This window comes from Azospirillum sp. OGB3, from assembly GCF_014192915.1.
In the GTDB taxonomy this organism is placed as follows: Bacteria; Pseudomonadota; Alphaproteobacteria; order Azospirillales; family Azospirillaceae; genus Azospirillum.
In genome coordinates this window covers 49,669-62,055 of record NZ_JACHYN010000019.1, presented here as the reverse complement: position 1 = coordinate 62,055, position 12,387 = coordinate 49,669, and the positions used below count along the sequence as shown (strand labels likewise).

Annotated in this window: 7 protein-coding genes; 2 read left to right on the top strand and 5 right to left on the bottom strand. The window is 69.1% G+C overall.

The annotated features are described in order from the left end of the window. Nucleotides 1–431: 431 nt before the first annotated feature. Nucleotides 432–911, top strand: a complete 480-nt coding sequence (locus FHW79_RS27245) for a hypothetical protein (protein WP_183181811.1) — start codon at nucleotides 432–434, stop codon at nucleotides 909–911. A 23-nt stretch (nucleotides 912–934) separates the two neighbouring features. On the opposite strand, the gene FHW79_RS27240 is transcribed toward FHW79_RS27245, so the two are convergent. Then, nucleotides 935–1,951, bottom strand: a complete 1,017-nt coding sequence (locus tag FHW79_RS27240; RefSeq protein ID WP_183181810.1) for a sensor domain-containing diguanylate cyclase — start codon at nucleotides 1,949–1,951, stop codon at nucleotides 935–937. Nucleotides 1,952–2,217: 266 nt separating this feature from the next. Between FHW79_RS27240 and FHW79_RS27235 the strand changes: the two genes are divergently transcribed. Then, complete coding sequence (locus FHW79_RS27235; protein WP_183181809.1) at nucleotides 2,218–3,528, top strand: solute carrier family 23 protein; 1,311 nt, start codon at nucleotides 2,218–2,220, stop codon at nucleotides 3,526–3,528. A 79-nt stretch (nucleotides 3,529–3,607) separates the two neighbouring features. Here FHW79_RS27235 and FHW79_RS27230 read toward each other — a convergent pair whose 3' ends face one another. The 4 genes from FHW79_RS27230 to glf form a co-directional block, all read right to left on the bottom strand. Next, a complete protein-coding gene (locus tag FHW79_RS27230; RefSeq protein ID WP_183181808.1) occupies nucleotides 3,608–6,577 on the bottom strand; it encodes a PAS domain-containing protein in 2,970 nt (989 codons plus the stop codon). Nucleotides 6,578–6,797: 220 nt separating this feature from the next. After that, complete coding sequence (locus FHW79_RS27225) at nucleotides 6,798–8,564, bottom strand: ABC transporter ATP-binding protein (RefSeq protein WP_183181807.1); 1,767 nt, start codon at nucleotides 8,562–8,564, stop codon at nucleotides 6,798–6,800. Beyond that, complete coding sequence (locus FHW79_RS27220) at nucleotides 8,561–9,709, bottom strand: beta-galactosidase (RefSeq protein ID WP_183181806.1); 1,149 nt, start codon at nucleotides 9,707–9,709, stop codon at nucleotides 8,561–8,563. The genes FHW79_RS27225 and FHW79_RS27220 overlap by 4 nt, the downstream gene beginning before the upstream one ends. A gap of 165 nt (nucleotides 9,710–9,874) precedes the next feature. Continuing rightward, entirely contained in the window at nucleotides 9,875–12,190 is a 2,316-nt protein-coding gene (glf, locus tag FHW79_RS27215; RefSeq protein ID WP_183181805.1) for a UDP-galactopyranose mutase, read from the bottom strand. Nucleotides 12,191–12,387: the final 197 nt, after the last annotated feature.

Genomic DNA, 12,387 nt, shown 5'->3' with positions numbered 1-12,387 from the left:
TCCGCAATCGACCCGGCGGGCGTGGGATTGAAGAGCGGGCTTCGTTTGTAATCCTGAATGTGCGTAAGTTTAACCAACTGACTTTGTTGGCGAATCGGACGACGACGGGGAACCATGTCGCCGCCGGGACCGTTGTCTGGGAGCCTTCCGGCTGACGGCGTATCCGCCGGTCGTCACGGTGCTCCGGCACGGAGGAGCGGCAAATTGCCGCGTTCATCGCCACGTGGGCGTGAAAGCGCGCGGAATCAGCCCTGCCATGCTTCCGGTGGGTGTTGACGGGCAGATGTTGCGGTGCACAATAAGCAATGAACCGGACGAGCTTATAAAGTGCTTGTTCTGGATCAAGGTCACGGGCCTGCGTTCCTGTCAAACAGACGGGGACATTGCAGACGCCGGTTGCCGCGGTTGAGTGTTTTATCAGAGAGGCCACGATGCGCGATCATTCCAGCCGTCACGGTGATTCCGGTTTCGACGCCGGGGTTCTCTGGGGAACCTCCATCGCTGGCATCGCTCTGTCCGGCCTCATGGCGTTCACCTGGAATCCCGCGGACGCGTCCTCGTCCGGACCGGCCACGGCGATCATCGACCGCGGCGCCCACCAGCTCGAACACGCCGCCTGCACCGAAGCACTGTCGACGCTGCTGGCCCGCTTCCGCGACAACCCGGACGTCCTATGGGTCTGGGTGGAGCAGAGCGTTCCGACGGGCCACGGGCTGGTTGTGCGGACCAAGGCCACCTCGGTGTCGCCCGACGCGCCGCGGCCCTACGCCTTCCGTCCCAACGCCGCCGTGAACCCGGAGCAGGCCTGCGGCTTCACCAGCAATTCGGTCCACGCGCTGTCGATGGGCGGCATCGCCCAGCCCTACGAGGTGACCGCTCCCGATCCCTGGAGCGTGGCCGGCGGCCCGTAAGGCATAATCCTCCGCCTACGGCGTCAGGCCTGGGCGGCCCGCCGGATCTTCTTCTGAACATACATGGCGGCGTCGGCGGCGCGCAGAGCGTCGTCGGGTGTCGTGGTGCCGGGGTCGGCGCTGACCACCCCGACGCTCGCCCCGGGATAGTCGAAGGCGCAACCGCCCAGGCGGTAGGCGCCGCGGATCAGCGGTGTCACCCGCTCGCGCAGAGCGTCGGCGGCGTCATCCCCCTCGGCGCCGGGCGTGGCGCCCATGCCGACGATGATGAACTCGTCGCCCCCCAGCCGGCCCAGCGTGTCGCCCGCCCGCAGGCCCGCGCCGATGCGCCGCCCCACCTCGGTCAGGAATTCGTCGCCGGCCTCGTGCCCGTGGGTATCGTTGATGGCCTTGAAGCCGTCCAGGTCGATGAAGCCGATCAGCACGCTCTGACCGGTGCGTCCAGCCATGGCGAACAGCCGGTGCAGTTCCGCGACCACGGCGCGCCGGTTCGGCAGGCCGGTCAGCGCGTCGGTGTAGGAATAGGACTCCAGGGCCGCGTTCAATTCCCGGAACTGGGTCAGGAGCTGTTCGCGCTGGATGTGGAGGGCGATCAGCGAGGCGAACAGGCGCAGCACCTGCTCTCCCTTGGGGGTCAGCGGCTTGCGTTCCGAACTGGCGGCGCAGAGCGTGCCGAACAGGCTGCCGTCGTCGAGATGGACGGGCGTGCTGACATAGGTGCGGATGCCCAGCGCCGCCGCCGCCTCGGAGTCGCCCCAGCAGCCGGGCACGTCGTCGGTGTAGAGCTTCCCCTCGTCGAGCGCCCGCTTGCACAGCGTGCCCTCCCACGGAACGGCCAGCCCTTCGGGAATGGTCAGGGTCTTGGTGTTGCAGGAGAAGAGGATGCGCTGGATGCCGTGCTCCAACTCAATCCGGGTGAGGTAGGTGGCCTCCAGCTCCGTCACCAGTTCCAGAAGCGACAGCAGGGGCCGGGTCAGCTCCTCCACCGTCTTCGCCGACGAAAGGGTGTCTGTAAGTTGCGCAAACAGTTCGTCGGCCATGCGTTCAACCACTCTAAAGCAAGCGCTCAAACCCGCACCGCGTGCAGGAACGCAGTTTCATGTCCAATAACGGGAAATTTTATCAAACTTCATACTAACGAATGGCCTATGGTGAGGCAACGAAGGAATGGGTTCACGCCTATGTCGGTGCCGGCGGACCCTGCGAGGACCCTTGTGCCGAAAAATTCCGCATGGTGGCGTTTGACCGGGCAGGCCGTCGCGGAGTAACCCTTGCCGCGCAACCACCGATACGGGAACCGCAGTTCATGACAGCCCCGCGCGACCGGGTGCTGGACGTCCACGACCGTCCGCCCCCGGCCACCTTCCTCCTGCTCAGCCTCCAGCACCTGTTCGCCATGTTCGGCGCCAACGTGCTGGTGCCGATCCTCACCGGCCTCGACCCGTCGGTGGCGCTCGTCACCAGCGGGCTGGGCACCTTGATTTATCTGGCCTTCACCAAGTGGCGGCTGCCCGCCTATCTGGGCTCCTCCTTCGCCTTCATCGGCCCGATCGTGGCGGCCACGCAGATCGGCGGCACCGGCGGCGCGCTGGTCGGGGCCTGCGCGGCGGGCGCCGTCTATGTGGCCGTCGCCCTGCTGATCCGCGCCTTCGGCGTGCGCTGGCTGCTGGCCATCCTGCCGCCCATCGTCGTCGGGCCGGTGATCGTGGTGATCGGCCTCGGCCTTGCCTCGGTCGCCGTGGGCATGGCGCAGAACACCGCGGGCGGCGGCGAGTACAGCCTGCCGCACTTCCTGCTGGCGCTGGCGACGCTGGGCAGCATCTTCCTCTATTCCATCGTGCTGCGCGGCTTCTTCACGGTGGTGCCGATCCTGCTGGGCATCCTGACCGGCTATGCGCTGGGCGTGGTCTTCGGCATGGTGGATTTCGGACCGGTCGCCGCCGCGCCCTTCCTGCGCATGCCCGACTTCCACCTGCTGTTCTCCGGCATGAAGGAGGGCGTGTCGGCCTGGGCGATGATCCTGCTGGTGGCGCCGGTGGCGCTGGTCACCATCGCCGAGCACATCGGTGGGCAGATCGTGCTGAGCCGCGTCGTCGGCCGCAACTTCATCGCCGACCCCGGCCTGCACCGCTCGGTGTTCGGCGACGGCGTGGCGACCATGGTGGCGGGCGCGCTGGGCGGTCCCCCGGCGACGACCTACGGCGAGAACATCGGCGTGCTGGCGGTGACCCGCGTGTTCAGCGTGTGGGTGATCGGCGGCGCGGCGACGCTCGCCATCATCCTGGGCTTCGTGGGCAAGCTCTCCGCCTTCCTGTCGAGCATTCCCACGGCGGTGATGGGCGGCGTGTCCATCGCCCTGTTCGGCGTCATCGCCTCTTCGGGCATCCGCACGCTGATCGAGGGCAAGGTGGATCTGGGCGACAAGCGCAACCTGCTGATCTCCTCGACCATCCTGGTGATCGGCATCGGCGGGGCGTCGCTGAAGTTCGGCGACGGCGGCTTCGTCGTCTCCTCGATGGCGCTGTCGGCGGTGATGGGGGTCGTCCTGAACGCGGTCCTGCCGGGCCGCGGCACCGGCGGCGACGCCGAGGCCATCCTGTCCTCCGACCACATCTGAGCAACCGGATCGCGGCCGGCCAAGGCGGAACTCCCCGGAGCACCCCGGGGGGCTCCGCCTTCTTTATTTCCCGGCTTTTTTATTCTCCAACCTGGCCCATCAGGATCGCGTCGATCCGCCCGACCAGATCGTCGATCCGGTAGGGCTTCGCCAGCACCGGGATGCCGGTGGCGCGGGCGATGTCCTCGCTGTAGCCGGTCGCCAGGATGACCGGCAGGCCGGGGCGCCGCTCGCGGGCTTCGCGGGCCAGGTCAATGCCGCTCATCCCGCCCGGCATCACGACGTCGCTCAGCAGCACGTCGACCCCATCGTCCGACAGGTGGGGCAGCGCCTCCTCGGCGGTGGCGGCGGACAGCACGGCGAACCCTGCGTCTTCCAGCGCCGTGCTGACGGTCATGGCGACGATGGGGTCGTCCTCCACCACGAGGACGAGGCCGTGACGCCGCCCGCCGCTCGCCGAAGGCGTAAAGGCCGCCGGAGGGGCGGGCTCCTGCACCGGGGCCACGCCGGAGCGGCGGAGCAGCAGATGCACCGTCGTGCCGCGCTCCGGCGCGCTGTCGATCCAGGCGGTGCCGCCGGCCTGCCGGGCGAGGCCATAGACCTGGGCCAGCCCCAGCCCGGTCCCCTTTCCGAGGTCCTTGGTCGTGAAGAACGGCTCGAAGGCGCGGGCGGCCACCGCGGCGGGCATGCCGCAGCCGGTATCCGACACCGACAGGCGCAGGAACTCGCCCTCCACACCCCGCGGATTGCCCGGAGGAAGCACTGTGTTGACCGCCTCCACCGTCAGCCGCCCGCCGGACGGCATGGCGTCGCGCGCGTTGACGGCAAGGTTGATGACCGACAGTTCGAATTGGGTCGGGTCCACCTCGACGGGCCACAAATCGTCGCCGAGGCGAAGGTCCAACGCGATGTCGGCGCGCAACGCCCGTTCCAGCAGGGCCGACATGGCGAGCACCCGGTCGCGCACGCCGATGGATTCCGGGCGCAGGCTGTCGCGCCGGGCGAAGGCCATGAGCTGCTGCACCAGCTTGGCCCCGCGTCCCACCGCCTGCTGCCCGGCGTCGATCAGGGCGTGGACCTGCGGCTCCTCCGTGCGGCGCCCGATCATCGACAGGCAGCCTTCCAGAGCCTGGAGCAGGTTGTTGAAGTCGTGCGCCACGCCGCCGGTCAATTGGCCAACCGCCTCCATCTTCTGGGCTTGGCGAAGCTGTTCCTCGGTCTGCCGCAGGGCGACGTCGGCCTCCTTCTGGGCGGTGATGTCGCGGCCCACGGCGTGGATGAAGCGTTCGTCCGGGACGGCGACCCAGGACAGCCAGAGATAACGCCCATCCTTGTGGCGGTAGCGGTTCTCGAAGCGCGGTGTGGTATGACCGGCGCCCAGCCGCGCCGCCTCGGCCCGCGTGCGCTCCAGATCGTCGGGATGCACGAAGTCGAGGAAGCTGCGCGCCGCCAGCTCCTCCTCGGTCCAGCCCAGCAGGCTGGTCCAGGCCGGATTGACGGCGTTGATGGTGCCGTCAAAGCGCGCCACCAGCATGACGTCGGTGGACAGGCGCCACATGCGGTCGCGGTCGGCGGTGCGTTCGGCGACGCGCTGCTCCAGCGTGGCGTTCAGATCGCGCAGCGCGTCCTCGGCATGCTTGGCCTCGGTGACGTCGCTGCCTTCGCAGAAGATCCCGGTCACCCGCCCGACGGCGTCCTTGATCGGCTGGTAGATGAAGGTGATGAAGCGTTCCTCCACCGGCGCGCCGGGGTGGCGGGCGACGCGCACCGGCAGGGCGTGCCCGACGAAGGGCTTCCCGCCGTCGTACACGCGGCCCAGCAGCTCGAAGAAGCCCTGCCCGGCGACCTCCGGCATGGCCTCATGCACCGGCTTGCCGATCAGGGGGCGGTCGCCGACCAGTTGCCGGTAGGAATCGTTGGCCAGTTCGAACACGTGGTCCGGGCCGCGCAGCACGCACATGAAGTTGGGCGATTGCCGGAAGAGGTTGCGCATCTGCTCCCCCTCCGCGGCAAGCCGGGCGTTGGCACGGTGCAGCGATTCCTCCGCCTGGGCGCGCTCCAGCGCCGACCATGTGCGTTCCGCCACTTCCTCGACCAGCCGGACCTCGTCCGGGTGCCAGTGCCGGGGCTTCCGGTCGTGGACGTAGAGCGCGGCGACCATCCGCCCGTTCTTCACCAAGCTGGTGGTGATGGCGGAGGCGATGTTCAGCCCAGCAAAGGCGGCCTGCCGGTCCGGCGCGGCGAAGCGCGGGTCCGCAGTGGCGTCGTGGATGGTCAATGTCCCGCCGCTGCGCAGCGTGTCCAGAAGCTCCGGTCCGAAGCTCAGCAGGTCATGGGTGCCGGCCTGATGGTCGACGCTGCCGTCGGTCCAGTTCCGCTCCGTCGTGAAGAAGCGGGCGGTTTCGTCGACCACGCCGTAACCGACGCGGCTGACCCCCAGGTGACGGCCCAGAGCCTCCTCCGCCGCCGCGGCCACGGCGAACGGGTTGGAGAGCTGGCGCAGCCGGGTCTCCAGCTTCAGGTGGAAGTCGGTGCGGCGGGCGGCGAGCACTTGCGAGGTCGTCTCGATGGCGGCGCAGAACATCCCCGGGATGCGCCCGTCCTCGCCCCGCACCGGGGTGTAGGAGAAGGTGAACCAGGCATCCTCGCGGAAGCCCCGGCGCTCCATCGGGATCAGCAGATCCTCGTACCAGGACGCCTCTCCGGACAGCGTGCGGTCGACCAGCGGCTTGATCTGCGGCCAGATGTCCCACCACACCTCGGCGAAGGGACGGCCGAGTGCCTCCGGGTGCTTGGCCCCGAAGATCGGCACGTAGCCGTCGTTGTAGAGGAAGGACAGCTCCGGCCCCCAGGCCACGAACATCGCCTGCCGGGAGGACAGGACGACGCTGACGATGGTGCGCAGGCTTTGCGGCCAGCCCTCCGGCGGCCCGAGCGCCGTGGACGCCCAGTCGTGGGAGCGCATCCGCTCTCCCATTTCGCCCCCACCGGACAGGAAATCCAAGTCGCGCCCCATCACCGGGCCGCCAACCACCGGCAGATCCGTCATGCGCCAGCCTCGCGGCTTTTGCACGGAATAGGAGATTGAATCCCAAGGATGCTATCGTCGGTCGTGGCTTTCATCGAGCTTTCGGGCCGAGGCGAAGTTGCGTCTGGTGTCTTAACACACGACGCCCGGAAAGATAGCCCGCCGAAGGGCGGTCTTCCCTAAACGTTCCGGCCGATGCGACCTCCGCGCCACGGTGCGGAGGCCGCCGGGCGCGCGCGGACTACTCTGCCGCGAAGCCCTGCGCCTGGAGCTGCCACAACGAGTTGAACAAGCCGCCGCGCCGTCGCAACTCGGTGGGGTGGCCATCCTCGGCGATGCGGCCGTCCACCAGGACCAGCACGCGGTCGAAGGCCGACACGGTGGACAGGCGGTGCGCCACCGCGACCACCGTCCGCCCCTGGGCCAGATCGGCCAGCGCCGCCTGGATCTCCTGCTCCGACTGGGTGTCGAGGGCGGAGGTCGCCTCGTCGAGGATCAGGATCGGCGCGTTCTTCAGGAAGGCGCGGGCGATGCCCAGCCGTTGCCGCTGCCCGCCCGACAGCCGCACGCCGCGTTCGCCGACCAGCGTGCCGTAGCCCTCCGGCAGTTGCCGGATGAAGCCGTCGCAGAAGGCGTGGCGGGCGGCCTCGAACACCTCCTCGTCGCTGGCGCCGGGACGGCCGTAGCGGATGTTCTCCAGGATCGGGCGGTGGAACAGCGCGATGTCCTGGGGCACCACGGCGATCTTGGCCCGCAGGTCGTCCTGAACCAGGGTGGTCAGCGGCTGGCCGTCGATGAGGATGTCGCCGCGCTGCACGTCGTCCAACCGCTGGATCAGGCTGATGATGGTCGACTTGCCGGCTCCCGACGGTCCGACCAGACCGACCTTCTGCCCGGCCGGGATGGTCAGGCTGAAATCCTCCAGCACCTTGCGCCCTTCGGGATAGCGGTAGGACACGCTCTCGAAGGCGATGGCGCCGCCGCCGGGCTTGGCGGGCTCGGCCGGCACGGGGTCGAGCACGTCGTGGGGGCGGGCGATCACCCGCAAACTTTCGTCGATGGCGCTGACCTGCTGGGTGGCGGTGACCAGCGCGAAGGCGAGGTCGCGGGAGCCGTGCAGGATGCGGAAGGTCAGCGCGCTGACGATCACCACGTCGCCGGTGGTGATCGTGCCGTCCCGCCACAGCAGCAACGCCCACAGCAGCATCGACCCGGCCATCACCCACAGGCAGATGTCATGGACGACGCGGGTCTTCTCCAGATGCATCCAACTGCGGCGGTGCGCCCCGGCCTCGACCGTGAAGGCCTGCCTCAGGCGCTCGCGCTCCCCCCCGCGGGCGGAGAAGGCCTTCACCGTCCAGACGTTGGACACCACGTCGACCAGTTCGCCGTTGGTGCGGGCGGACTGTTCGGCGAAGGCGTGGTGCACCGTCCGCCCGCGCAGCCCCAGACCGACGATGGCGACGGCGACCACCACGGCGAACATCACCAGCGCCGCCGCCATGCCCCAGTGGATCGTCAGCAGCACCAGCACCGCCCCCAGGAAGTCGGTGACCGGCGGGACGATGCTCCAGGTCAGCGTGCGGAAGATGGTGGTTGCCGCGTTCTCGGTGGCGGCGATGCGGTTTCCCAGCGACCCGGCGAGATGCTCCGAGAAGTAGCGCATCGAATGGCCGGTCAGGTGCCGGAACAGGTCGAGCCGCATGTCCACGCCGGTCGCCAGCACGGTCCGGCAGCCGAGCCAGCCGCCCAGCCGCCACAGCACGTTCTCCGCCGCGATGAAGCCCAGGAACAGGCCGAGCGGAGTCCAGACATCCGTCGCCGCCCGGTCGGGGGAGGCCATGGCGTCGATCAGCAGCTTCATCCCGTACTGCACGGCGACCGCACAGCCCGCCGCCGCCACGATCACCGATAACAGCCCGCCGAACGACCAGGGCCGCCGTCGGATGTAATGCAGCAGGAAGCGGCCGGGACGGTCCGGGATGGTTTCCGTGTTCGAACCGCTCATTGAGCCGCCTGGTACTGCGGCTGGCTGAGCAGCGCGCCGATGCGGGCCTGAGCGCGCTCCAACGCGGCGGCCAGCGGTTGGTGGAGGCAACGCCCGCCAACCTCGTCGCACAGGCCGTAGAGGCCGGTCTCGCAGTGGCGGTCGTTGGCCCAGCCGGGATAGTCGAGGATCGGGTAGAGGCAGATCCCCTCCACCGGCACATCGGCGCGCAGGGCCGTGACCACCTCCGCCGTCACATAGTCGAGCCAGGGCACGCGGGCGTCGCCCTCGGCTCCCGTCTCGGCCACCAGGACCGGGCGGCCGTAGCGCTGGTGGACCTCCGCCAAAATGTCGGCGAAGGGGCGGTAGCGCGGATCGTCGCGCCCGATGGTGCCGCCCTTCAGGAACCACTGGTTGTCGGAATAGTAGTTGACCCCGATCACGTCCAGATACTCCGGCTTGCCGCCCAGTCCCGGCCAGGCGTAGCCGCCGATCATGTCCCACGCCTCGTACTGGGCCAGCCGGGCGGCCTCAGCGGCCCCGGCGTCGCCCTTGCGGTCGGGGCGGGGGAGGACGTGGATGACCGGATCGACCTGGACGATGCGGGCGCGCGGGTCGGCGGCGCGGATCGCGTCGATGGCCGCGATGCTGGCGCGGACGAGCTGGTGCTTCAGTTCGAACCCGCGGCGCTCGGTCATCGGGTTGAAGCGTTTCATGTCGCCGCCGGCCCAGGCCCAGTAGGAGATCTCGTTGACCGGGCAATAGGCGGGCGTTTCAACGCCCTCGTCGCGGAGCAAGGCTGCGGCGGCCCCGGCGAAGCGGGCGAAGCGCTCCACGAAGGCGGGCCGCCAGATGTCGATGTCGTCCGGCCAGCCGTAATGGCAGAGGTCCCAGACGACCTGGACCCCGGCCTCCCGCGCGGCGCGGACCATAGGCAGCAGGCTGGACCAGTCGTAGTGGCCCGGCGTGGTCTCGATCAGGTGCCAGCGCACGCCGTCGCGCACGCTGCGCAGACCGTGGGCGGCCATGCGCCGGTAGTCCTCGGCGGCCAGCCGGTCGTGGCCGGTCGCCGCGATCAGGTCGAGCCGGCGCCCGTCATGCCGCCGGTGCGTCGAGCATTCGAAGCCGCCGAGGAAGACGCTGTCGAACAGGGTGGGGGTGTGCATGGGGGTGCTCTTCGTGGAGGGCGGGGAGTCGGGGAGGCATTGCCCCCTCCCTAACCCTCCCCCGCTGCGCAGGGGAGGGGATAATTCCCTCCCTTGCCGAAGGCGGAGGAGGGAAGGGGCCCATGCGGAGCATGGGAAGGGTGGGGGCAAGAGAGCGCGCTCCGCCTAATCCCCCATCCCCGCGACCCGAACCTCCCGCTCCGCGCCCAGCGAGCCGAAGGCCCGCGCGGCGGCGGCAAGACCGCGGCTCTGCTGCTCCTCCTTCTCCAGGCGGGCGTAGACCGCCAGCGCCTGCGCCACCACCTGGTCCATGTTGTAGTAGCGGTAGGTGCCGAGGCGCCCCAGGAAGATCACGTCCGGTGTGCCGTCGGCCAGCGCTTGGTACTTGCGGAACAGCTCCTGGTTCTCCGGGCGGGGGATCGGGTAGTAGGGATCGCCCTGCGCGGAGGGGTACTCGTAGGTGATGCTGGTCTTCGGGTGGCTTTGCCCGGTCAGGTGCTTGTACTCGGTGACGCGGGTGTAGGGCACCCCCTCCGACGGCTCGTTCACCACGGCGACCGGTTGGAACCATTCCTGATCCACCGTCTCATGCCGGAAGGTCAGGGAGCGGTAGGGCAGCTTGCCGAAGCGGTGGCCGAAATACTCGTCGATCGGGCCGGTGAAGACGATGCGGTCGTAGGCGATCTCGTCGCGCACGTCGTCGAAATCGGTGTTCAGCATCACCTTGATGTTCGGGTGGTCGAGCATGCTCTCGAACATCCGCGTGTAGCCGTTCAGCGGCATCGCCTGGAAGCTGTCGCCGAAATAGCGGTCGTCGTCGTTGGTCCGCGTCGGGACGCGGGCGGTGACCGCCTTGTCGAGCTGCGACGGGTCGAGGCCCCACTGCTTGCGGGTGTAGCCGCGGAAGAATTTCTCGTACAGTTCCCGCCCGACCGCGCCGACCACCACGTCCTCCGACGTGCGGACGTCGGCGACCGGCTCCGCCTGGCTCTTCAGGAACGCCGCGACGCCGGCCTCGTCGAGGTCCAGCCCGTAGAGCCGGTTGACCGTCGTCCGGTTGATCGGGATCGGGACGAGCCGTTCGTCCACCCGCGCCAGCACCCGGTGCTCGTAGGGCCGCCACTTGGTGAAGCGCGAGAGATAGTCCGCCACCGGCTTGGCGTTGGTGTGGAAGATGTGCGGGCCGTAGCGGTGGATCAGCACGCCCGCGTCGTCGTAGTGATCGTAGGCGTTGCCACCGATGTGCGGGCGCCGGTCGATCAGCAGGACGCGCTTGTTCAGCCCCGCCGCCAGACGTTCCGCCAGCACGCTGCCGGCGAAGCCCGCTCCGACGATCAGGTAGTCGAAGCCGGAGCGGCGGCCGGCGGCGCGCCCGTTGGCGTGCTTGGCCGGGTGCCTGGACGGATGAATCGCCGGTGCCGGGCGGTGGGCCGGCGGTGCGGCGCGCCCGCGCTGGCGGGCCTGCTCCATCAGCGTCTTCATGCGGCCCTGGGTCTTGTCCCAGGACATGTCGCGCAGGACGTGGTCGGCGGTGGCGCGCAGACGCTCCGGGTCGGCGGCGTCGGCCAGCGCGGCCTCGACGGCAGCGACAAAGTCCTCCGGCGCGTCGGCGATCCGCACGACGCCGCTGTCGCCATAGCCGCGCACCACGTCGGTGATCGAGGTGGAGACGACCGGGCGCCCGGCGGCCAGATATTCCGGAGTCTTGGTCGGGCTGATGAAGCGGGTGGACTCGTTGCGCGCGAAGGGCATCAGGGCGACGTCCCAGCCCGCCAGATAGTGCGGCAGGTCGTCGTAGCTCTTCGGGCCGAGATAGTGGATGTTCGGGCGGCGGGGCAGGTCGGCCGGGTCGATCTTCACCACCGGGCCGACCAGGACGAACTGCCAGTCGGGCCGGGCCGCGGCGGCGGCGTCGAGCAGGGCGATGTCCAGCCGCTCGTCGATGACGCCGTAGAAGCCGAGCCGCGGGTGCGGGATGGCCGCTTGGTCGGCGGACTCCTCAACGATGCCGCGGGCGGCGGCGAAATGGGCGACGTCCACGCTGCTAGGGAAAGCGTGGGCGTTGGGGTGCAGGGTGCGCTTGGCCTCATAGAGGCTGACGCCGCCGGTGAACACAACGTCGGCCCGCGCCATCAGCTGCCGCTCGCGCTCGACCAGTTCCGGCGGCGCGCCGTGGAAGGCCGACAATTCGTCCATGCAGTCGTAGACCACCAGCGCCCCGCGCAGATGGCCGGACAGGGCGAGGCTCATCGGCGTGTAGTACCAGAGGATCGGGTCGCTCACCCCCTCCTCGGCCAGATATCGGTCGAGAAGCTGGCGCTGGGCGGTGACGGCCGCCTCACCGTCCATGCCGGCGGGCAGGCGGGGCACCAGGACGAGGACGCCCTCATCCTCGCGCACGTCCAGCCAGGGCTCGGGCGTGTCGTTGTGGATCGGCTCCTCGACGAACAGCACGCGGTGGTCGCGCGCGAATCGCGACATAAGATGTTGTGGACGCTGATAAACAAAGCTCCAGCGCAGGTGCGAAAAGCAGATCAGGGTCTGCGAGGGCAGGGGGGCGATCTCGGAGTGTGGAGAGTCGGCGGTCTGACGTGTTCTTTTTCGGTTTCTGCCGATTGGGAACTGGTGTTGGCCGGCCCAACTCATGTTTCCATCCTCTCTTCAATGACGTATCGTCG